This is a genomic window from Allorhizobium ampelinum S4 (assembly GCF_000016285.1).
GTDB classification, from domain to species: domain Bacteria; phylum Pseudomonadota; class Alphaproteobacteria; order Rhizobiales; family Rhizobiaceae; genus Allorhizobium; species Allorhizobium ampelinum.
In genome coordinates this window covers 22,885-43,829 of the sequence record NC_011989.1, presented here as the reverse complement: position 1 = coordinate 43,829, position 20,945 = coordinate 22,885, and the positions used below count along the sequence as shown (strand labels likewise).

20 protein-coding genes are annotated in these 20,945 nt (G+C 57.4%); 5 read left to right on the top strand and 15 right to left on the bottom strand.

Annotated elements, in window-relative coordinates:
• Window positions 1-10 precede the first annotated feature (10 nt).
• The 8 genes from AVI_RS00235 to AVI_RS00200 form a co-directional block, all read right to left on the bottom strand.
• Window positions 11-1,519: a bifunctional tRNA (adenosine(37)-N6)-threonylcarbamoyltransferase complex ATPase subunit type 1 TsaE/phosphotransferase gene (locus tag AVI_RS00235; protein ID WP_012654542.1), complete on the bottom strand. Its 1,509-nt coding sequence runs from the start codon at window positions 1,517-1,519 to the stop codon at window positions 11-13.
• A complete protein-coding gene (locus tag AVI_RS00230; RefSeq protein ID WP_139192359.1) occupies window positions 1,516-4,068 on the bottom strand; it encodes a sensor histidine kinase in 2,553 nt (850 codons plus the stop codon). Before AVI_RS00230 ends, AVI_RS00235 begins: the two co-directional genes overlap by 4 nt.
• Before the next feature lie 394 nt (window positions 4,069-4,462).
• Window positions 4,463-5,863, bottom strand: coding sequence for an adenosylhomocysteinase (ahcY, locus tag AVI_RS00225; RefSeq protein ID WP_041696032.1), 1,401 nt, complete (start codon window positions 5,861-5,863; stop codon window positions 4,463-4,465).
• A gap of 173 nt (window positions 5,864-6,036) precedes the next feature.
• Window positions 6,037-6,312, bottom strand: coding sequence for an HPr family phosphocarrier protein (locus tag AVI_RS00220; RefSeq protein WP_012654539.1), 276 nt, complete (start codon window positions 6,310-6,312; stop codon window positions 6,037-6,039).
• A 14-nt stretch (window positions 6,313-6,326) separates the two neighbouring features.
• On the bottom strand, window positions 6,327-6,728 hold the full coding sequence (locus tag AVI_RS00215; protein WP_012654538.1) for a PTS sugar transporter subunit IIA: 402 nt from the start codon (window positions 6,726-6,728) through the stop codon (window positions 6,327-6,329).
• A gap of 360 nt (window positions 6,729-7,088) precedes the next feature.
• Window positions 7,089-7,547 (bottom strand): HPr kinase/phosphorylase, encoded by a 459-nt coding sequence (locus AVI_RS00210; protein WP_012654537.1) that lies wholly within the window; start codon window positions 7,545-7,547, stop codon window positions 7,089-7,091.
• Window positions 7,544-9,316, bottom strand: coding sequence for a sensor histidine kinase (locus AVI_RS00205; RefSeq protein ID WP_012654536.1), 1,773 nt, complete (start codon window positions 9,314-9,316; stop codon window positions 7,544-7,546). Before AVI_RS00205 ends, AVI_RS00210 begins: the two co-directional genes overlap by 4 nt.
• A 237-nt stretch (window positions 9,317-9,553) precedes the next feature.
• A complete protein-coding gene (locus tag AVI_RS00200; protein ID WP_012654535.1) occupies window positions 9,554-10,276 on the bottom strand; it encodes a response regulator transcription factor in 723 nt (240 codons plus the stop codon).
• Between the two features lie 355 nt (window positions 10,277-10,631).
• Here AVI_RS00200 and AVI_RS00195 point away from each other — a divergent pair, with 355 nt between their 5' ends.
• On the top strand, window positions 10,632-12,242 hold the full coding sequence (locus AVI_RS00195) for a phosphoenolpyruvate carboxykinase (RefSeq protein WP_012654534.1): 1,611 nt from the start codon (window positions 10,632-10,634) through the stop codon (window positions 12,240-12,242).
• 176 nt (window positions 12,243-12,418) lie between these two features.
• Window positions 12,419-12,853: an alternative ribosome rescue aminoacyl-tRNA hydrolase ArfB gene (gene arfB / locus AVI_RS00190; protein ID WP_012654533.1), complete on the top strand. Its 435-nt coding sequence runs from the start codon at window positions 12,419-12,421 to the stop codon at window positions 12,851-12,853.
• A 36-nt stretch (window positions 12,854-12,889) separates the two neighbouring features.
• Here the strand turns inward: arfB and AVI_RS00185 are convergent, their stop codons facing one another.
• From AVI_RS00185 to hisB, 7 genes are all read right to left on the bottom strand, one after another.
• Window positions 12,890-13,468 carry a DUF3237 domain-containing protein gene (locus AVI_RS00185; RefSeq protein WP_012654532.1) on the bottom strand — a complete coding sequence of 193 codons (579 nt, stop codon included), beginning with the start codon at window positions 13,466-13,468 and terminating at the stop codon, window positions 12,890-12,892.
• Between the two features lie 66 nt (window positions 13,469-13,534).
• Window positions 13,535-14,527, bottom strand: coding sequence for a type I pantothenate kinase (gene coaA / locus AVI_RS00180; protein WP_012654531.1), 993 nt, complete (start codon window positions 14,525-14,527; stop codon window positions 13,535-13,537).
• Between the two features lie 5 nt (window positions 14,528-14,532).
• On the bottom strand, window positions 14,533-14,847 hold the full coding sequence (locus tag AVI_RS00175; RefSeq protein ID WP_012654530.1) for a phosphoribosyl-ATP diphosphatase: 315 nt from the start codon (window positions 14,845-14,847) through the stop codon (window positions 14,533-14,535).
• 12 nt (window positions 14,848-14,859) lie between these two features.
• Window positions 14,860-15,654 (bottom strand): imidazole glycerol phosphate synthase subunit HisF, encoded by a 795-nt coding sequence (hisF, locus tag AVI_RS00170; protein ID WP_012654529.1) that lies wholly within the window; start codon window positions 15,652-15,654, stop codon window positions 14,860-14,862.
• A gap of 13 nt (window positions 15,655-15,667) precedes the next feature.
• Complete coding sequence (gene hisA, locus AVI_RS00165) at window positions 15,668-16,402, bottom strand: 1-(5-phosphoribosyl)-5-[(5-phosphoribosylamino)methylideneamino]imidazole-4-carboxamide isomerase (protein WP_012654528.1); 735 nt, start codon at window positions 16,400-16,402, stop codon at window positions 15,668-15,670.
• Between the two features lie 24 nt (window positions 16,403-16,426).
• Entirely contained in the window at window positions 16,427-17,077 is a 651-nt protein-coding gene (gene hisH / locus AVI_RS00160) for an imidazole glycerol phosphate synthase subunit HisH (RefSeq protein WP_012654527.1), read from the bottom strand.
• Between the two features lie 27 nt (window positions 17,078-17,104).
• Complete coding sequence (hisB, locus tag AVI_RS00155; protein WP_012654526.1) at window positions 17,105-17,701, bottom strand: imidazoleglycerol-phosphate dehydratase HisB; 597 nt, start codon at window positions 17,699-17,701, stop codon at window positions 17,105-17,107.
• A gap of 194 nt (window positions 17,702-17,895) precedes the next feature.
• Between hisB and hslV the strand changes: the two genes are divergently transcribed.
• The 3 genes from hslV to AVI_RS00140 all read left to right on the top strand — a co-directional run bounded on the left by hslV (window position 17,896) and on the right by AVI_RS00140 (window position 20,931).
• Window positions 17,896-18,456, top strand: a complete 561-nt coding sequence (gene hslV, locus AVI_RS00150) for an ATP-dependent protease subunit HslV (protein WP_012654525.1) — start codon at window positions 17,896-17,898, stop codon at window positions 18,454-18,456.
• Window positions 18,457-18,493: 37 nt separating this feature from the next.
• The gene (gene hslU / locus AVI_RS00145) at window positions 18,494-19,801 is read left to right on the top strand and encodes an ATP-dependent protease ATPase subunit HslU (protein WP_012654524.1); all 1,308 of its coding nucleotides are present in this window, start codon (window positions 18,494-18,496) and stop codon (window positions 19,799-19,801) included.
• 173 nt (window positions 19,802-19,974) lie between these two features.
• The gene (locus AVI_RS00140) at window positions 19,975-20,931 is read left to right on the top strand and encodes a DUF1402 family protein (protein WP_012654523.1); all 957 of its coding nucleotides are present in this window, start codon (window positions 19,975-19,977) and stop codon (window positions 20,929-20,931) included.
• Window positions 20,932-20,945: the final 14 nt, after the last annotated feature.

The window sequence follows — 20,945 nt, the reverse complement described above, 5'->3', positions numbered from 1 at the left end:
GAATGAAGGTTCAACCGCGCTGTAACAGGCCGTGTGTTGAAAGCCAGTCTTTCAAAGGCGTGAGCGCCTCATGCTCCAGCGCGCCAGCGAGATAGGCGAGCGTTCGGGGCATATGCTGCATATAGCCGGGTTTGCCATCGCGTTTCATCAGCCGCACCCAAAGCCCGACCAGCTTGCAATTGCGCTGGGCGGCCATGATGGCGAAGTCTTGAAGAAAGGCGCTTTCATCAAATCCGGCTTCGGCCCGGCGCAGCGTCAGATAATGATCGAGCAGCCGCTTTTGCAGCTCCGGTTCGATGGTGACACGGGCATCCTGAATCAGGGAGGCGACGTCATAGGCCGCCGGGCCGATCATCGCATCCTGGAAATCGATCAGGCCGACGCGGGCAATGCCCTGTTTCCGTTCCTGCCAAAGGAGATTGGGGGAATGGACATCGCGCAGGACCAGACTGTTGCGGTCATGGATCTGGCGAAACATGCCTGACCAGAGAGCGAGATAGGCCTGCCGCTCCTCTTCACTCGGTTGCCGTGAGAGCGTGAAGGGCATGTACCAATCGAGCAGCAATTCCGTCTCGAACCCCATGGCTGCCGCATCGAAATCGGGAATGCGGTGGATATGGTCCGGCGAGACGGGCATTTCACGTGAAACATTCTGCCCATGCAGGAAAGCAAGCGCTGCAACCGCTTCCATGTAACGTTCGGCGACCGGTTGACCCTCTGCATCCAGAATGCCGTCCTGACCGAGATCTTCGATCAGCAAAATGCCATCGGGGTCACTTGCATAAATCTCCGGGACGGTAAGGCCCGCATCCTTCAATAGTTGATCGATAGCCACAAAAGCCCGATGGTCTTCTGCCAGATGCACGAGTTCCGGGTAGGTCTTGCCAAGGCGGATGATCGGTGTGGCTGGCCGTTTGGGGCTGTCCATCACGATGCGCTGCGGTTGACCGTCAATCCTTGCCGTTTCATAGGCGCGGTAGTCCGCATCACCAGTCAAGAAGCGGCGTCGGGCGCCCGCCATGCCATTGGCATCGAGGAAGGCGCGGATAGCAAGCACCCGCCGGATTCGGCCCAGCCTGTCTTCAGGCCCCGTGATCGTCAACTCACGCCCACCATCCGGAGGGAAACCGTAATGCAGGCCGATTGTCGTCTTCGGCAGTCGGTCTTCAGCCCGTTCCGGCCATTCGACGAGGCAAATGCCGGTATCCAACGCCTCATCGAAACCCAGTTCATCAAGCTCGGAAGCATCACCCAGCCGGTAGAGATCAAAGTGAGCAGCGGGAATGCGTAATTCGTAGCTTTGGACCAGCGTGAAAGTCGGGCTTGGCACTTCCAGATCATCGTCATCGGCCAAGGCCCGCAGCAATGCTCTTGCAAGGGTAGACTTTCCCGCCCCGAGATCACCATGCAGGGCAAGGCAGTCCCCCGGCTTCAGGGCAAGCGCCAGATCTTCCCCGAGCTGGATCGTCGCCGCCTCATCGGCAAGCGAAAGATGAAGCGATATCTCTAATCCTGTCATTCTGCGGCGACGGAATGGACGAGCACACCGGACGGAATTCGGCAAAGAACCGTGGTGCCTTGGTTGGGAACACTGTTTATCGAGACGGTGCCGTTATGCAGATGCACGAAGCTTTCGACAATCGACAGGCCAAGGCCAGCCCCGGTGCGCTTGCCACCCTTGGCATTCGAGGAAAAACGCTTGAACACCGATGGCAGCATATCTTCTGGGATGCCGCATCCGGTATCGGAAACCGAAAATACGAAGTCGGCATCTTCACGCCAGCATTTCAACACGACCTTGGCGCCTTCGGGCGAAAAGTTCACGGCATTGGTGATGATCTTGATCAGGATCTGCTTCAGCCGTTGCTGGTCGGCGACAATGTCGCCCAGATGCGACGGAGCAAGGATTTCCAGCGTCACGCCGCCTTCCTGCAACCGGTCGGTCATCTGCATCGACACATCGTCCAGAAGGTCGGTGAGATCGATATCCGAATAGGTCAGCCGCATGATACCGGCATCGACTGTGGCAAGATCGAGAATGTCGTTGACGATGGTCAGCAGCACGGCCGACGAGGTGGAGATATGATCGACATATTCCCCCTGCCGTTCATTGAGCGGACCAATGGCCGACGATTTCAACAGGTCGGTAAAGCCGATAATATTGGTCAGCGGCGAGCGCAGCTCATAGGAAATATGCTGGACGAAATCGTTCTTCAGCTCGTCAGCCTTGCGCAGCGCTTCGTTCTTTTCAAGCAGCGCCCGTTCCGCCCGAACACTATCGGTAATGTTGACGAAGGTCAGCATTGTCTGGGCGTTGGGCAGCGGGATGACCGCGTAATCCAGCACCAGGCCGGACATCAGCTCAATCGTACCTTGGCTGGACGGCCGCTCGTCCTCGAAACTGGTGATCATCTTGCCGAAGGCGCGCCAGCCATCCGGCTTTTCATAGGAAAGAGCACAAGCTTCTTCGATGGCGCGGATATGGGTGCCAGGCGCGGCCTGAGTCTCGGTAATGCCCCAGAGCGCCCGGAACGCCGGATTGGACAGCCGGATTCGGCCATCGGGACCAAAGACTGCAACGCCTTCGGACAGATGATCGATGGTTTCACCCTGAACCCGGACCAGCGTATTATAGCGGGTTTCGAGATCCACCTGTTCGGTGAGGTTCTCAAACACCCAGGTGGCGCCGCCCTGCGGATGGGCAGAGGCGATAACACGCAGGGTCTGGCCGTTGGGCAGGTGCCAGAGCACGGTCTGGGTATCGATGGAGCGATAGACGGAAAGGGTATTTTCCTTCCATGCCTTCCAGCTCAATTGTTCCGGCAACTTGCCGGCGCTACGCAACCGGTCCAGCAATTCGGCATGGTCGGGGCGAGATTCGAGGAAGGCGAGATCCAGATCCCAGAGCTGCTGGAAGGCCTGATTGTAGAATTGCAGCCGCCGCTCGCCGTCGAAAATCGCCACCGGCGTTGCCAGATGATCCAGTGTTTCGGCGTGGCTTTTCAGGGTGCGGCTCAACTCCTCGCGCAGGGCCTCTTCGCGCGAAACGTCGATGGCCATGCCGCAAGAGCCCTTCGGCGTCTTGGTATCAACCACGGAAAAGAAAGTGCGGTTGCCATGCACAACGGTGGAAACCGTATCATGGTAGGGCGAAACCGGCGTCAACGTCGCCCGGATCTTTTCCCGGGTAATGGTGTTGAGGATTTCACGGCCTTCCTGTATGGCCTGATCAGGGGTCAGCGCTTCAACGGCATCGCTATAGGCCTGATTGACCCAGACCAGCCGCCCCTCGGAATCGCGCTGCCAGACGGGTTGTTCGACGGATTCCAGCAGGCTTTCGAAGGTTTCGATGGCGGTGGAGAGCCGGGTCTTTTCAATTTTCAGTTCGGCCAGTTCGGCGCGCAGATTATTGAGCGCCACGAAACGGGCAAAGGCCCGCCCCCCGGAAACACGGCCCTGCACTTCCAGCACCTCGTCGCGATAGGTCTCGACGATCAGGTCAAAGCTCTGGGCGTTAAAGCGCAGTTTCTCAATGGCATTGTCCAGGTCGGCGGCCGAACCGGGCTTCATCCAGCGGCCAAAGGCCAGGAAATCGCCTTCGGTCTGGGGTGCGCCGGTTTCCACTGGCAATTGGCCCAGCTGTTCCGGCTTGGTTTCACCACCGTCCCAGATGACGATGCGACGGTTCTTGTCGGCAATCAGCGCCTGATAACGGGAAATGCGCTGGTTGGCATCCGACAGGGCCGATCGTATCTCCCGGCTGTCCGCCTCGATACTGTTGCGCTGACGCACCAGCCAGAGGGTGGACAGAAGCGTCGCGGAAATCGCGCCGATTACTAGGGAAAGGCCAATCATTTCAGTGGATGAAAACGTGCCGATGCCGCCCGCATTCAGCTGCGGCACGGCAATCGTTTGCGCTAGGGCAGAATGGCACACGAGCCCACCAGCAAGAACCGTGCTCCCGTGCAGCCACCAGCGCGATAAACGCAGGAAGCCACGTCCGGCGATGCCGCTGGCCGCGCCAGCGCGAGGTCCTGTGTCCCCGAAGGACGCAGATTCGGCGCGCATGGTTTTACCCGCACTTCCGCGTAGGCCCGTCCTTCCCCGTAGGCCCGTCCTTCCCCGTAGGAACGGGTATTTCTTCTGAACCGTCATTTCCGGTCTGTCTCCGTCCACTGTGCCGCAATTCCGACAAGACATCCCCATTTCGCGTGTGCACATGCCGAATGCATCACCCGAGGGTGACGTCATGCAAACGGCTTTTTGCTTCACGGGGTCATAGGCAGCGTGACCGGAAAAAACATCCGGTCACCAAACACTGCCTGCGCACCTGCGAGGCACACGAATCAAGTTTTAAAACAATACTGTGGATAAGATTTTGAAAAAAGGGGCAAACAAAAAAAGAAATCGCAGCCTTTGTCAAGGCTGCGATTTCTATATCTTGTGTATATCTGGCTACGGATTAGTATCTGTAGTGGTCAGCCTTGAAGGGGCCTGATGGCGTGACACCAATATAGGAGGCCTGTTCGTCAGAAAGTTCAGTCAATCTGACGCCGAGCTTTTCCAGATGCAGGCGCGCAACCTTTTCATCGAGATGTTTCGGCAGAACGTAAACCTGGTTTTTGTAGGCGTCGGGCTTGGTGAAAAGCTCGATCTGGGCCAGAACCTGGTTGGTGAAAGACGCGCTCATCACAAAGGACGGATGGCCCGTGGCATTGCCGAGGTTGAGCAAACGGCCTTCCGACAGCAGGATCATCCGGTTGCCCGCCGGGAATTCGATCATGTCGACCTGCGGCTTGATGTTAACCCATTTCAGGTTTTTCAGCGCGACAACCTGAATTTCATTATCGAAATGGCCGATATTGCCAACGATGGCCATGTCCTTCATCTCGCGCATATGCTCGATGCGGATCACGTCCTTGTTGCCGGTCGTGGTGATGAAGATATCCGCTGTCTTGACGACATCTTCAAGCCGCACCACTTCAAAACCGTCCATAGCGGCCTGCAAAGCGCAGATCGGGTCGACTTCCGTCACCTTGACGCGGGCACCAGCGCCGATCAGCGATGCAGCGCAGCCCTTGCCCACGTCGCCATAGCCGCAGACCACGGCAACCTTGCCAGCCATCATCACGTCGGTGGCGCGGCGAATGCCGTCGACCAGCGATTCCTTGCAGCCGTATTTGTTGTCGAACTTCGACTTGGTGACGGAATCGTTGACATTGATCGCCGGGAAAGGCAGCAGGCCCTTCTGGCTGAGCTGGTAGAGGCGGTTGACGCCTGTCGTGGTTTCTTCGGTGACACCCTTGATGGCGTCACGCTGTTTGGTGAAAAAGCCTGGTGTGGCTGCCATGCGCTTCTTGATCTGCGCGAACAGAATTTCTTCTTCTTCGGACGAAGGGTTGACCAGCACGTTTTCACCGGCTTCGGCGCGCGCACCAAGCAGGATATACATGGTGGCGTCGCCGCCATCGTCGAGGATCATGTTGGACTGGCCACCATCGGTCCATTGGAAGATCCTGTCGGTATAATCCCAATATTCCGTCAGGCTTTCACCCTTGACGGCAAAGACCGGCACGCCCGAGGCAGCGATTGCGGCGGCGGCATGGTCCTGGGTGGAAAAGATGTTGCAGGATGCCCAGCGTACTTCGGCGCCCAGCGCCGTTAAAGTCTCGATCAGCACAGCTGTCTGAATGGTCATGTGCAGCGAACCGCTGATGCGGGCGCCCTTTAGCGGCTTGGTTTCGCCAAGCTCCGAGCGGCAGGACATCAGGCCCGGCATTTCGGTTTCGGCAATATCCAATTCCTTGCGACCGTAATCCGCAAGGCCGATATCGGCGACGATGTAATCCTGTACAGTGCTCATGGCGTTCTCCAGACCGGGTTGAAACGCAAGGCCAGCACCCATCCGAAAAGATGGTAAAGCCGATGCGCCGCCCGCCATTCTGCGGCAGGCCAGTGTCATCCGTGTATCAGGGAAAGCCGAGGAAGGCAATAATCACATAAAGAGGTCTTTATATCTTTATGTTCGATCTTGGTTTACATTTCCTCGCCAAACTTGTCGCGCACCAGCGCATCCAGCGTGTCGATTGCTTTTTCGGCCTCCTCGCCTGAGGTAACAACGGTAATCGTACAGCCGGGGCTCGCCGCCAACATCATCAGACCCATGATCGAGGTTCCGCCGACGGTGGTTCCATCCTTGCTGACGGTGACTTCGGCATTGAAGCCCTGCACCGTCTGGACGAATTTGGCTGACGCCCGGGCATGAAGGCCGCGCTTGTTGACGATCAGCAGGTCTCTGGTGAAGGAGGTCATCTTACTCGCCGTTCCTATTTGCCGCTCAGAACGCGGCTGGCCACATTGATGTATTTGCGGCCGGCTTCCGACGCATCGACGAGTGCTTTTTCCATATCGTTCTCGCCGCGCACACCCGCCAGCTTGATCAGCATGGGCAGGTTGACGCCGGCGATCACTTCGATCCGCCCGGTATTCATCACCGAAATTGCCAGATTCGAAGGCGTTCCCCCGAACATATCCGTCAGGATGATCACCCCATGCCCATCATCGGCGCGCATCACAGCATCCAGAATATCCTGGCGGCGCTGATCCATATCGTCCTCCGGACCGATACAGATTGTCTCGATGAATTTCTGCGGACCAACGACATGTTCCACGGCATAATGAAATTCTTCAGCCAGCTTGCCATGGGTGACAAGCACAAGTCCGATCATTCGCTTATAGCTCCCTGCTCAACTGCTGACCGCCAGTTATCGCACTGCAATAGTTTCGTCCACCGATCTGTTGGGTCGCAAGGCACGCGCTGGCACAAGAAAAGCCCTATTTGAAAATCCAACACACAACCTGTACGCGCAACAACACCTTGCTGATCAACGATAACTTACCCCTGAAGTCTGTCAGGTTCGGTTTGAACCTGACACCCTCTCGCTTATCTTGCTTTCGTTTGTCTTTTTGGGAAAACCTCGTTCCACTTCTCCCTGACAAACTCCAATATTACCCAATCAATTCTGTGCAGTGCATCTTGGCGATGAAAACACGAAGTGCAAGTGCAAAATAGTCTTGATGCCACGCCTTTAATCTGACGCCCACGCCTCCAGCAATCGTTGCAGCCCCGCAACGCTTGGATGATGGGCCGGGCAAAGGCGAAGGACAGGTAAGGATTGACCCGGAAAAAAACACCTGCTTTCAGCGCTTTGCGGCAGGCGTTCCGTCATCGACGATGGCTCGACCGAAAGGACGACGGCATCGATCACCGCCGCATCGAGGCTTGGAACGGTCACCAATCCGCTGAATCGGATTTCCATCAACCCGGCAATTGTCTGGGGTCGGGACGCGATCACTCTTCCGCCTCGGGCTTCCAGCCATACCCTATCGTCGGCCACAAGAGCGGCAAAAAGGCCATTTTGCCGCGCATTTTCCAGCAGGAGGTGGGCCAGTTGCGACTTCCCCGACCCACTCGGCCCCATGATCAAATAGCCTCGCCTACCCAGCACGACACCGGTTGCATGCAGGTTGAGCCGGCTCTCGTTCATGGAGATGGCTCTGCCGGCAGGGTCAGGATGAAGCGGGCCCCGAGGATCCGTGCAGTTTCCGGTTCCAGGATGTTTTCAGCCCGCAACGATCCGCCATGCGCCTCGGCGATCTGCCGGCTGATGGAGAGGCCAAGCCCTGAATTCTGGCCGAAGCTTTCGCCGTCGGGACGGTCGGTATAAAAGCGCTCAAAGATCCGGTCGATATTCTCGACCAGGATGCCGGGACCGTTGTCTTCCACCTGCACGACGCAACGGCTGCGGGTCCGCGATAGGCGCACCACGATACGGCCTTCCTTTTCCGGCACGAAGGAACGGGCATTTTCAATCAGGTTGGTGACGATCTGGCCAATACGCAGGTCATGACCGTTGATGATATAGCGGACCTTCTGGCCCTGCTTGTGCTCCACGACATATTCGATATCGACCGGCTTCTTGCTGCTGCGGATCTGCCTGGAAATCTCCACCAGATTGCCAAGCACGACTTCCATATCGACCGGTGCCGCATCCGTGCGCGCCAGTTCTGCATCCAGCCGCGAGGCATCGGAGATATCGCTGATCAACCGGTCAAGCCGGCGGACGTCATGCTGGATCACATCCAGAAGCCGCTGCTTCGAGACATCGGTCTTGGCAAGCGGCAGGGTTTCGACGGCGCTGCGCAGCGACGTCAGCGGATTTTTCAACTCGTGACTGACATCGGCGGCAAAGCTCTCGATGGCGTCGATCCGGTCGTAAAGTGCCGTGGTCATTTCCCGCAGGGCCACGGACAGATTGCCGATTTCATCCTGGCGCGCAGAGAAATCCGGGATTTCCTCCCGCTCCTTGGCGCCGCGCCGGACGCGAATGGCCGCTGCCGACAGGCGCCGCAGCGGATTGGCAATGGTCGAGGACAGCAGCAGAGAAAGCACGATATTGACCAGCGTGGCCACACCGAACACCCGCAGGATCGCTAGGCGTTCCGCATGGACGATCTTGTCGATATCGCCAGCCTGGGTGGATAGCAAAAGCACGCCGAGCACGGCGCGGAACCGCTGGACCGGCACCGCCACGGAAACAATCAACTCGCCCTGTTCGGTCACGCGCACCACGGCACCGCGCACCCCGGTTAGCGCATTCATCACTTCAGGATAGATCGATCCATCCCCGCCCGGCGCTTCCTTGTAGAGCGGTACATTGCTTGGTTGCAGCATGCGGTTGAATTGCTTGGCCAGCCATTCCGTCCAGCTGCCGGTATCCCCCTCGACGGGTGGAAGATCGTAGCGCAGCACCTGACCGCGGGAATAAAGATGGCGGGAGTCCAGCAGCAGATTGGCGTCGGCATCAAACAGCCGCGCCCTGGTGCGGGTCGGCGAAATCAGGCGGCGCAGCACGGGGGCGACCCGCTCCGGCTTGATGGGAAATTCCAAGTCCTCGTCATTCGGCACCGGGGTAATGCTTTGCCCCGCCTGCAGTTCCAACAGTTTCTGCGGGTCGATGGTGATGGAATTGGTGTCGACCGAGGCCGAGGCGGAAATCGCACCCGCGATAATTTCCCCCTGGGTCAGCAGGCTTTCCACCCGCGCATCGATCAGCCCTTCGCGAAACTGATTGAGATACATGATACCGGCGACCAGAACGATCAGCGCCGCAAGATTAAAGAAGACGATCCGTCGCGTCAGACTGGAGAAAACGGCATTGCCGAAGATGCGTCTGATCAAGGTAAAGGGATGAGAAAAGGACAGGCGCAAGGGCAGCCTGCGACTCTCGCCGGGATCCCCGTCCTTATCGTCCATAGGCCTTTTGGATAGAATTCCCCTCACACGGCACACTTATCCTGTGGGACAATCGTATCCCACCGAATACCGTCATGTCTGCCGTCAACGTTCATTCTCAACCGGGCCTGGTCCTAGTGCTTGTCAGGGAAACCGGTTTTCCCGAAAAGACAAACGAAAACAAGAGAATTGAGAGCATGCCTGGTTCAATCTGAACCTGCCAGGCTCTCAACCCGCAAGCAATGCCCGCAGGCGGCATCAGGCCGTTTCGCGGAAGCGGTATCCAACGCCGTACAGCGTTTCGATCATGTCGAAATCATTGTCCACCATTTTGAACTTCTTTCGCAGGCGCTTGATATGGCTGTCAATGGTGCGGTCATCGACATAGACCTGTTCGTCATAGGCGGCATCCATCAGCGCGTCGCGGCTTTTCACCACGCCGGGCCGCTGGGCCAGCGAATGCAGGATCAGAAATTCGGTGACTGTCAGCGTGACCGGGTCGCCTTTCCAGGTGCAGGTATGGCGCTCCTGGTCCATGACCAGTTGGCCGCGCTCCAGGTTGCGGGCCTGCTGCTCGGCAGCAGTCTTGACATTGCCGGGTGCGTTTCCAGTCTCGCGATTGGCCGCGCGACGTAGAATGGCCTTGACCCGCTCCACCAGCAGGCGCTGAGAAAACGGCTTGGTGATGAAGTCGTCGGCACCCATTTTCAAGCCGAACAATTCATCGATTTCCTCATCCTTGGAGGTGAGGAAAATCACCGGGATATCGGACTTCTGACGCAGGCGGCGCAAAAGCTCCATCCCGTCCATGCGTGGCATCTTGATATCGAAGATCGCCAGCTGTGGCGGCCGCGCCAGAAGCCCGTCCAGCGCCGAAGCTCCATCCGTATAGGTTTCAACCTTGTAGCCCTCGGCTTCGAGAGCGATCGAAACCGACGTCAGGATATTCCGGTCGTCGTCAACAAGCGCAATTGTCTGCATGCCGTTTATCTCCGTCATTACCGATTGCCGCCACCGCCCATCAAGAAGGTGACGGCCAGCGGCCACATTACATATAGGGGCCGCGAAGCGCTTCATGAGGGTAAAGGTGGAACAAATTGTGGCAAAGATAAAGGGGGCAGGCATGTCCGGCTTCAACCCCGTTTCGTTTTGACGGCAAAAGACAAAGGCTCATCGCCTTTAAACTGAACCGATTTAAAACTAACATACCAGTTTAAAACGATTAAATATATGATATTATTGATGTTTTCAAGATTTTACTCTTGCGTTTTTAAAATTCGGTCATTAGCGTTGACCCATAATTATCTAGCTATCCCGCTGAAGAAGGAATTGCATCATGGAGGAGCTTGGAGTGAACAATAGCCGTCTTGGGATCGAGACCATTGGCTTGGGCAAGGCCGCCAATGTCCATTATAATCTGCTGCCCGCCGCCCTTTATGAGCATGCGATCCGCAACGGTGAAGCCGTGCTGACTGCGGACGGCGCGCTTTTGGCCGAGACCGGACAGCATACGGGCCGCTCGCCCAAGGACAAGTTCATCCTGCGTGATGCCAATACCGATAGCCAGATCTGGTGGGACAATAACAAGCCAATGTCGAAAGAGCATTTCGACATCCTGCATCAGGACATGCTGGCGCATGTGGCTGGCAAGACCCTGTTCGTACAGGATCTGATTGGTGGCGCCGATGCCGCCAACGCTTTGCCAACCCGCGTGGTAACGGAACTTGCATGGCATTCGCTGTTTATCCGTAACCTGCTGATTCGTCCGGAACGCGCCGCGCTTGCCGATTTCGAAGCGAAATTCACCATTATCGACCTGCCCAGCTTCAAGGCTGATCCGGCCCGTCATGGCTGCCGGACCGAAACGGTCATCGCCTGCGACTTCACCAACAATATCGTGCTGATCGCCGGTACCTACTATGCCGGTGAAATGAAGAAGTCGGTGTTCACGGCGCTGAACTACATGCTGCCCGCCAAACAGGTCATGCCGATGCATTGCTCGGCCAATGTTGGCCCGGCTGGTGATTCGGCTGTGTTCTTCGGTCTGTCCGGCACCGGCAAAACCACGCTGTCTGCCGACCCTGCCCGCACACTGATCGGCGATGACGAGCATGGTTGGGGCGAAGACGGCATCTTCAACTTCGAAGGTGGCTGCTACGCCAAGACCATTCGTCTGTCGGCGGAAGCTGAGCCGGAAATCTACGCCACCACCAAGCGGTTCGGCACGGTGCTGGAAAATGTCGTTCTGGATGAAAACCGGGTTCCGGATTTCAACGATGGCTCGAAGACCGAAAATACCCGTTGCGCCTATCCGCTGAACTTCATACCCAATGCCTCGCCCACCGGCCGCGCCGGACATCCGAAGACCATCATCATGCTTACCGCAGATGCCTTCGGCGTCATGCCGCCGATCGCCAAGCTGACACCAGAACAGGCGATGTACCACTTCCTTTCCGGCTACACCGCGAAAGTGGCTGGCACGGAGCGCGGCGTAACCGAGCCGGAAGCCACCTTCTCGACCTGCTTCGGCGCACCGTTCATGCCTCGCCATCCGGCAGAATATGGCAATCTGCTCAAGGAGTTGATTGCCCGCCACGAAGTGGATTGCTGGCTGGTCAACACTGGCTGGACCGGCGGTGCCTACGGCGTTGGTAACCGTATGCCGATCAAGGCAACTCGGGCGCTGCTGACGGCGGCTCTCTCCGGAGAGTTGAAGAAGGTCGAGTTCCGCACCGATGCCAATTTCGGCTTCGCGGTACCAGTTTCTGTCGAAGGCGTCGATACCAGCATTCTCGACCCCCGCTCGACCTGGGCAAATGGGACTGACTATGACGCGCAGGCCAAGAAACTGGTCGGCATGTTCATCGCCAATTTCGAGAAATTCGAAGCCCATGTGGACAGCAATGTCCTTGATGCGGCTCCGGTTCTGGCTGTTGCTGCGCAGTAAACGTTTCACGTGTGACGATTTTGGAAAGCCCGGCGATGATCATCGCCGGGCTTTTTCTATGGTGCATTTGATCCAGAAAAACAGCACGGAAATCCAATTATGATACCAGAGAGCCGAGATTTGCCTGAACTGGCGTTTTCCGCTACAGCCTCACGGCGAAAAGGCTGGACAGGACCATGGCGAGCGACCCGCTCTATATCAATGACAGGATTACGATTGCCGGTTGGGAACTGACCGAGCAATTCGTGCTGGCCGGTGGTCCGGGCGGGCAAAATGTCAACAAGGTCTCGACCGCCGTCCAATTGTTCTTCCCGCTGACAAGCTCTCCCTCGCTCCCGGACCGTATCAAGACCAATGCCATCAAATTGGCGGGCCGACGCCTGTCCAAAGAAGGCGTGTTGTTGATCGAGGCAAGCCGCTTTCGAAGCCAGGAGCGCAATAGGGAAGATGCCCGCGAGAGGCTGAAGGAATTGCTGCTCGAAGCAGCCAAACCACCGCCACCGCCGCGCCGGAAGACCAAACCCACCAAGGGCTCAATCGAGCGCCGGTTGAAGGCAAAGGTGGGACGCGGCGAAATCAAGAAAATGCGCGAGAAGCCGGATCAGGATTGATCGCTCTCCAGGCGTGGAAGACCTTCAGCCTTGGTCTTAAACCAGACTGAAGACCCGAATCAGCACCATTGGTTTGGGCCGCAGGCTGTTCAGGGTACCGACAAAGACACGACGGTTCAGCCAGTCATGTGGTCCGACCGGTGCAGTAATATCGATATGCGAAAAAGCATATTGCGTGCCGTCCGGTTGACGGTCGATCAAGACCCTGTTGTTGACGGTAATGACGGCACCGTCATCCGCCTGCAATTCATAGAGCGCATTGAGAAGCCGCACACCGTCCTTACGCAGCACTTGCCGGTCCGCACCGCCAGGCATCACCTTGCCCTTAATCCGAGGTCCGGCAAATTCACCGCCGGTGATATTGATGATACGCCTGTCGCCCTGCGGGGACGCACCCATCTCAATCGTATCCTGAAGGGTAAAAATCGCCTCATAGACGAATTCTGTCCGGGGCAAAGCGATGGGAATGTCTGATAGCGGACCGCCGCCGGTTTTTGTATCCGCTGCCTGTCCGCTCTGCCCTGCGGCGGTCGCGGCTATCGCTGTCGCTGCCGCACCAAGAAACACACGCCTGCCGGAAACCGGCGCGGCTTTGTTGGGATCAATGAATGTCATAACTCTCCTCCCAGAGATAAAACCTCATGAAAACATCAATCTATAATAATAGATGGGCGCAGTGCCCTATAATTTTCGCAGCGCCACCTGTTCAACCAGATGATTTTCTCCCTTACGCAGGATCAAATCGGCCCGGGGCCGGGTCGGCTGGATATTGTCGCGCAGATTGATCAGGTTGATGTGGCTCCAGAGATTTTCGGCAATGGTTGAAGCTTCATCTTCGCTGATCGTCGCATAACGGTGAAAGTAGGAATTCGGATCGCGGAAGGCCGTTTGGCGCAGCTTCATGAACCGTTTGACATACCAATTATGGATCAGGCTTTCCTCGGCATCGATATAGATCGAGAAGTCGAAGAAATCCGAGACCATCGGCACGATCTTGCCATCTCGCGGCAGATCGCGCGATTGCAGCACATTGATGCCCTCGAAAATCAGGATATCCGGGCGGTCGATGATGGTATGCTGATCAGGCAGCACGTCATAGGTCAGATGCGAATAGCGCGGCGCCTTGACATTCTGTTGCCCGGCCTTGATGGCCGACAGAAACCGCAGCAGGGCCGCCGTATCGTAACTCTCGGGAAACCCTTTGCGATTGAGCTTGTTGTCACGCACCAGCGTTGCGTTCGAATACAAAAAGCCATCGGTGGTGACCAGATCGACTTTCGGGCTGGACGGCCAGCGGGCCAAAAGCTCCTTCAGCACGCGCGCCGTGGTGGATTTGCCCACCGCCACCGATCCGGCAATACCGATAATAAACGGCGTCTTGGTCACATTGGTGCTGAGAAAGCGGTTGCGCTGCTCAAACAGCAATTGAGACGATTCGACATGCGAGGATAACAGCCGTGACAGCGCCAGATAGATCCGCCGTACCTCGGCAAGATCAATCGGGTCATCGATGGATCGCAGGCGATGTACTTCGTCCAGCGTCAGAGTGAGCGGCGTATCGGCCCGAAACCGCGCCCATTCCTCCGACGAAAAGAACAGATAGGGCGAGTAGCTGCCTACCTGGAAATGATCAAGGGCTTCCTCCCCCTCGGCCTGCCTGATCGCTGTCGTCATGTGTCCTACCGACTGGCCTTTTCGCTGAGGCCCGATTGGGCAGTGCGCCGTTGCAACTCTTCCATCACCGTTTCTATCGGGATATCGGCAATTTTCAATACGACCAACAGGTGATAAAGCAAATCGGCACTCTCATAGATCAGGTTGGCGCGATCATTTTTGACCGCTGCCATCACGGCCTCAATAGCCTCTTCGCCAAGCTTCTTGGCGGCCTTGTCCTGGCCTGCCGTCACCAGCTTTGCCGTCCAGCTTTCGTCCGGCGAGGCCTTGGCGCGGATGGCAACAATGGCCTCCAAATCGGACAGCGTGAATGTGCTCATAAAATTGCCCTTTCAGGCCTTGTCGAGACGCATGGGGATACCGGCATTGGCCATATGGGCCTTGGCTTCCGCAATCGAATACGTGCCGAAATGGAAAATCGAGGCCGCCAGAACGGCAGTGGCATGGCCTTGCCTGACGCCCGCCACCAGATCGTCCAGTGTGCCGACACCGCCAGAGGCAATCACCGGCACCCGAACCGCGTCTGCGATGGCACGGGTCAGTTCCAAATCATAACCGCTTTTGGTGCCGTCACGATCCATTGACGTGACCAGCAATTCGCCTGCGCCGCGCTCGACCATTTTGACCGCAAATTCGACAGCGTCAATGCCGGTCGCGTTGCGCCCTCCATGGGTATAAATCTCCCAGGCGCTGAGATTATCGCCACCGCTGGCCTGGCTTCGGCGACGTTTTGCATCAATCGAAACCACAATACATTGATTGCCGAATTTATCGGCGGCTTCGGCGACAAAATCGGGATTACTCACGGCTGCCGAGTTGATTGAAACCTTATCGGCACCGGCCAGCAGCAGCTTGCGAATATCGCCGACCGCCCGCACACCGCCCCCCACCGTGACCGGCATGAAGCAATGATCTGCGGTGCGGGCGACGACATCAAAAATCGTCTCGCGATTATCGGATGAGGCGGTAATGTCCAGAAAACACAGCTCATCGGCACCGGCAGCGTCATAGGCCTTGGCCGCTTCGACCGGATCACCGGCATCAATGAGATCGACAAAGTTCACGCCCTTGACGACGCGGCCATCCTTCACGTCGAGACAAGGAATAATGCGGGCCTTGAGTGTCATAAAATGCTTCCCCTCAGCCCTTGGCAGCTTGAATCAAGGCCAGCGCTTCCGCCGGATCGATCCGTCCATCATAAAGGGCGCGACCGGAAATTGCACCTTCCAGTTTGCGCGCATCCGGCTCCAGCATCCGGCGGATATCCTCTATTGACGCAAGCCCGCCCGACGCGATGACAGGGATGGAAACCGCATCCGCCAGTTCCAGCGTCGACTCCCAGTTTATTCCGGTCAGAATGCCGTCCCTGTCGATATCCGTATAGATGATTGCCGCAACGCCTGCGCCTTCAAACTTCTTTGCCAGCTCAACCACGCCAAGCTCAGAAGCCTCCGCCCAACCTTCCACGGCCACCTTGCCACCCTTGGCATCGATGCCAACCGCGATCTTGCCGGGGAAAAGCTTGCAGGCCTCAATCACCAGCGCCGGATCACGCACGGCGACCGTGCCGAGAATGACGCGCGACAAGCCATGCTGAAGCCAGGTTTCGATATGAGCAAGACTGCGAATGCCGCCGCCCAGCTGGACCGGATTTTTCGTCGCCTTGAGAATGGCATCCACCGCTGCGCCATTAACGCTTTCACCGGCAAAGGCGCCGTTCAGATCAACAACATGCAGCCATTCAAAGCCCTGGTCTTCAAAGGCCTTGGCCTGCGCGCCGGGGTCGGGATTGTAGACAGTGGCTTGCTCCATATCGCCCAGCTTGAGGCGAACGCATTGGCCGTCTTTAAGGTCGATGGCGGGAAAGAGGATCATCGTATGCTATCCATCGGCACGGGCTCACGGCGCCCAATTGAGAAAATTAGAAATCAGCTGGAGGCCTAGAGACTGGCTCTTTTCCGGATGGAATTGCGCGCCGGCCATATTGTCACGTCCCACAAAAGCGGTCATCGGGCCGCCATAGTCGGTCGTGGCAATGACCTCATCGGCATTGCTGGCCGCCAGATGGTAGGAATGGACGAAATAGGCATGCAACCCGTCATTGCCGGTGGCAATCCCGTCAAATAGCGGATGCGGACGGGCAAGCGTCAGCGTGTTCCAGCCGATCTGCGGGATCTTCAGGCCCGGATCGGAAGGGGTCATTTCCACCACATCGCCCTTGATCCAGTCGAGGCCTTCAGTCACGGTCTTTTCCAATCCGCGCGACGACATCAACTGCATGCCGACGCAGATGCCGAGGAAGGGGCGGGCCTTGACCTCGACCGCTTCGACCAGCGCTTCATGCATGCCTGGCACGGCATCGAGGCCCCGCTTGCAATCGGCATAGGCACCGACGCCGGGCAGCACGATCCGGTCGGCGGTTGCCACCCGGTCTGCCTTGTCGGTCAGTTCGATTTCGGCATCAAGGCCGGATTCCCGGGAGGCCCGCTCGAACGCCTTGGTGGCGGAGCGCAGATTGCCCGATCCGTAGTCAATAATCACAACACGCATGGAGGCTCAGATCCTCAACTTGATCGTTTACAGCATTCCCTTGGTAGACGGAATGCGGCCCGCCTGGCGGGGGTCAATTTCGGTCGCGCTGCGCAGGGCGCGGGCGACGGCCTTGAAGCAGGTTTCGGCGATATGATGGTTATTAGCGCCATAATGATTGAGGATATGCAGGGTAATACCGGCATTTTGCGCCAGCGCCTGAAAAAACTCCCGTACCAGTTCGGTGTCGAATGTGCCGATCTTCGGTGCCGAAAAGGCGACGTTCCAAACCAGAAAAGGCCGTCCCGAAACATCAATGGCCGCCTTGGTCATCGTCTCGTCCATGGCAAGATCGATCGAGGCATAACGAACAATGCCGCGCCGGTCGCCCAATGCCTTGGAAATCGCCTGGCCGATAGCAATGCCGGTGTCTTCGACGGTGTGATGATCGTCGATATGCAGGTCGCCGGTGACGTCGATATCCATATCGATCAGCGAATGGCGGCTGAGCTGGTCCAGCATATGGTCGAAAAAACCGACCCCCGTCGAAATCTTCGAAGTGCCAGTGCCGTCGATAGTGACGGAAACCGAGACCGAGGTTTCATTGGTCTTGCGCGAAATGCTGGCGCTGCGGCTCTCTGCCATGGCCTTCTCCTTGAAAAGATGTCGTTCCTTATCAGGCAGGAGTTGAAATATCCAGCAGGACGAGCCGGGTTTTTCGGCGATCCGGCATCGGGATAGCGACCAACCGTCTTGGCGTTTGCAATTGTGTTTTAGCCGCTTACATAAAGGTCAATCGAAGCGCCGGATTGGACGGCGATGGACTGGAACGGATCGATATGAGCGAACATAATCCCTATGGAACCATGCATGGCACCACGATCATCACGGTGCGCAAGGGCGGCATGGTGGTGATGGCCGGTGACGGACAGGTCAGCCTTGGCCAGACCGTGATGAAGGGCAATGCCCGCAAGGTGCGCCGCATTGGCAAGGGCGAGGTGATCGCCGGTTTTGCCGGAGCGACGGCGGATGCCTTCACCCTGCTGGAGCGGCTGGAAAAGAAGCTGGAGCAATATCCCGGCCAGTTGATGCGCGCCGCCGTCGAGCTTGCCAAGGACTGGCGCACCGACAAATATCTGCGCAATCTGGAAGCGATGATGCTGGTGGCCGATAAGACGGTGACACTGGCGATTACCGGCAATGGCGATGTGCTGGAACCCGAACACGGCACGATTGCCATCGGTTCGGGCGGCAATTACGCGCTGGCTGCGGCTCTGGCCTTGATGGATACCGAAAAGTCGGCGGAAGAAGTGGCCCGCAAGGCCATGAAGATCGCCGCCGATATCTGCGTCTATACCAATGAAAACGTGCTGGTCGAAACGCTGGAAAGCGCCAACTGACTGCTCTTCTTCTCCCCTCTTCCCAGGTGTAATCTCAATGACAACTTTTTCACCCCGCGAAATCGTCTCGGAACTGGACCGCTATATTATTGGTCAGAACGATGCAAAGCGTGCCGTGGCGATTGCGCTGCGCAACCGCTGGCGCCGCCAGCAGCTCGATGAGAGCCTGCGCGACGAGGTCATGCCCAAGAACATCCTGATGATCGGCCCGACCGGCGTCGGCAAGACCGAAATCTCCCGACGCCTCGCCAAACTGGCTGGCGCGCCCTTCATCAAGGTCGAGGCCACAAAATTCACCGAGGTTGGCTATGTCGGCCGCGACGTGGAGCAGATCATCCGTGATCTCGTGGAAATCGGCATCGGCCTGATCAAGGAAAAGAAGCGGCTGGAGGTGGAAGCCAAGGCCCATGCCGGTGCCGAGGAGCGGGTGCTGGATGCGCTGGTTGGGGCAACGGCCTCACCTGCCACCCGCGATAGCTTCCGCAAGAAACTGCGGGCTGGAGAGCTGGACGACAAGGAAATCGATATCGAGGTTGCGGAGACAAGCTCCGGCATGCCGGGCTTTGAGATTCCCGGCATGCCGGGGGCCAATGTCGGCATTCTCAACCTGTCCGACATGTTTGGCAAAGCGATGGGCGGCCGCACCAAGAAGGTCCGCACCACCGTCAAGACCTCTTACGCCGATCTGATCCGTGACGAATCCGACAAGCTGATCGACAATGAAGTGATCCAGCGTGAAGCGGTGAAATCGGTTGAAAACGACGGCATCGTCTTCCTGGACGAAATCGACAAGATCGCCAACCGCGAAGGCGCCATGGGTGCGGGTGTTTCGCGCGAAGGTGTGCAGCGCGACCTGCTGCCCCTGGTGGAAGGCACGACGGTTGCGACCAAATACGGGCCAGTGAAGACCGACCACATCCTGTTTATCGCATCCGGGGCCTTCCATGTCTCCAAGCCATCCGACCTGCTGCCGGAATTGCAGGGCCGTTTGCCGATCCGCGTTGAGCTAAAGGCACTGACCAAGGAAGACTTCCGCCGGATTTTGACGGAAACCGAAGCCAGCCTCATTCGTCAATACATCGCGCTGATGGCCACTGAACAGTTGGATCTCGAGTTTACCGAGGATGCCATCGACGCACTGGCGGATGTTGCCGTCAACCTCAACAGCTCGATTGAAAACATCGGTGCGCGGCGTTTGCAGACGGTGATGGAGCGGGTGCTCTACGACATTTCCTTCAATGCGCCGGATCGCGGCGGGGCGAAAGTGATGATCGATTCGGCCTATGTGCGCGAGCATGTCGGCGAAATCGCTGCCGATGCGGATCTGTCGCGCTATATTCTGTGATGTTTTCGCACCGGAATGGGGTGAAATCGGTAAATCAGCGCCCTAATTCGGCCTTGTGACCGGTCGACAGTCGACAGCACCGGCCCTCCCTCTATAAGGAGGGCCGCTCGCCGTAATAGGGCAAGGCGGTATCGGGTTGGTGAAACATCGTTCCGATCTGCAATATATACGGGATGGAAATGGTGCGTCGCTTAGCTCTGGTCTTTATTCTTTCGGTTTCATGTGCTTTTTCCGCTGCCTTCGTGCCGGAAATCCAGGCTGCCGAGGTGCGGATGGTGCCTGCGGGCAATCGCAATGCCGAACAGCCCCCCATTCCCGGTGCATCGAAGCAGCGCACCAAGGAAACCAAGACCACCTTCGATCTGAAATACGAGAAGATTCGCGATCTGCTGATCAAGGATCGTCAGTTGATCGGCAAGATCAAGAAAACCGCGGCGGCCTATAATATCGACCCGATCCACATCGTTGGCGCGCTGGTCGGTGAGCATACCTATAATGTCGATGCCTACGACACATTGCAAAGCTACTATGTAAAGGCGGCCTCCTATGCCGGTCACACGTTCCGCTTTGCCTATGATGGCGAGGATGTCGATGATTTCGTCGCCCGCCCGGAATTTGCCGCCTGCGCCGAGTTGAAGGATTCTGCCAAGCTGTGGACCTGCCGGGAAAATGTCTGGGAAGACAAGTTCCAGGGCAAGCGGGTCGGCAACAAGAGCTTTCCCAACAACCGCTTCAGCGCGGTGTTTTTCCAGCCTTTCTATGCCGGGCAAACCTTTGGCCTTGGCCAGATCAACCCGCTGACGGCATTGATGCTGACCGACATGGTCCACCAGACATCCGGCTATCCCAAGCTGGACGAGAAAGATGCGGCAGGGCTCTATAAGGCCATCATGGACCCGGATACCTCGCTTGCCTATATCGCGGCGATCATCCGCAAATCCATCGATGACTATAAAACCTATGCCAATGTGGATATTTCCAACAATCCGGGCCTGACGGCGACGCTTTACAATGTCGGGAACTCCGAAGCGCGAGCCCGGGCACTGGGACGGCGTGGCGGCCTGCCGGAAGAGAATTACTATGGCTGGCTGGTCAATGACCGGCTGAAAGAACTTGAAGGCCTGCTTTAGGCCCTGTGAGAGCC

Bases quoted from the DNA above. Each gene is read 5' to 3' on its own strand.
- coaA (WP_012654531.1), bottom strand. From the start codon at position 14,527: ATGACGACAGCGATCAGGCAGGCCGAGGGGGAGGAAGCCCTTGATCAT.
- hslV (WP_012654525.1), top strand. From the start codon at position 17,896: ATGAGCGAACATAATCCCTATGGAACCATGCATGGCACCACGATCATC.
- ahcY (WP_041696032.1), bottom strand. From the start codon at position 5,863: ATGAGCACTGTACAGGATTACATCGTCGCCGATATCGGCCTTGCGGAT.
- AVI_RS00215 (WP_012654538.1), bottom strand. From the start codon at position 6,728: ATGATCGGACTTGTGCTTGTCACCCATGGCAAGCTGGCTGAAGAATTT.
- AVI_RS00175 (WP_012654530.1), bottom strand. From the start codon at position 14,847: ATGAGCACATTCACGCTGTCCGATTTGGAGGCCATTGTTGCCATCCGC.
- hisA (WP_012654528.1), bottom strand. From the start codon at position 16,402: ATGATCCTCTTTCCCGCCATCGACCTTAAAGACGGCCAATGCGTTCGC.
- AVI_RS00200 (WP_012654535.1), bottom strand. From the start codon at position 10,276: ATGCAGACAATTGCGCTTGTTGACGACGACCGGAATATCCTGACGTCG.
- AVI_RS00230 (WP_139192359.1), bottom strand. From the start codon at position 4,068: ATGCGCGCCGAATCTGCGTCCTTCGGGGACACAGGACCTCGCGCTGGC.
- AVI_RS00205 (WP_012654536.1), bottom strand. From the start codon at position 9,316: ATGGACGATAAGGACGGGGATCCCGGCGAGAGTCGCAGGCTGCCCTTG.
- hslU (WP_012654524.1), top strand. From the start codon at position 18,494: ATGACAACTTTTTCACCCCGCGAAATCGTCTCGGAACTGGACCGCTAT.
- AVI_RS00220 (WP_012654539.1), bottom strand. From the start codon at position 6,312: ATGACCTCCTTCACCAGAGACCTGCTGATCGTCAACAAGCGCGGCCTT.
- AVI_RS00235 (WP_012654542.1), bottom strand. From the start codon at position 1,519: ATGACAGGATTAGAGATATCGCTTCATCTTTCGCTTGCCGATGAGGCG.
- arfB (WP_012654533.1), top strand. From the start codon at position 12,419: ATGGCGAGCGACCCGCTCTATATCAATGACAGGATTACGATTGCCGGT.
- AVI_RS00210 (WP_012654537.1), bottom strand. From the start codon at position 7,547: ATGAACGAGAGCCGGCTCAACCTGCATGCAACCGGTGTCGTGCTGGGT.
- hisF (WP_012654529.1), bottom strand. From the start codon at position 15,654: ATGACACTCAAGGCCCGCATTATTCCTTGTCTCGACGTGAAGGATGGC.
- AVI_RS00140 (WP_012654523.1), top strand. From the start codon at position 19,975: ATGGAAATGGTGCGTCGCTTAGCTCTGGTCTTTATTCTTTCGGTTTCA.
- AVI_RS00195 (WP_012654534.1), top strand. From the start codon at position 10,632: ATGGAGGAGCTTGGAGTGAACAATAGCCGTCTTGGGATCGAGACCATT.
- hisB (WP_012654526.1), bottom strand. From the start codon at position 17,701: ATGGCAGAGAGCCGCAGCGCCAGCATTTCGCGCAAGACCAATGAAACC.
- hisH (WP_012654527.1), bottom strand. From the start codon at position 17,077: ATGCGTGTTGTGATTATTGACTACGGATCGGGCAATCTGCGCTCCGCC.
- AVI_RS00185 (WP_012654532.1), bottom strand. From the start codon at position 13,468: ATGACATTCATTGATCCCAACAAAGCCGCGCCGGTTTCCGGCAGGCGT.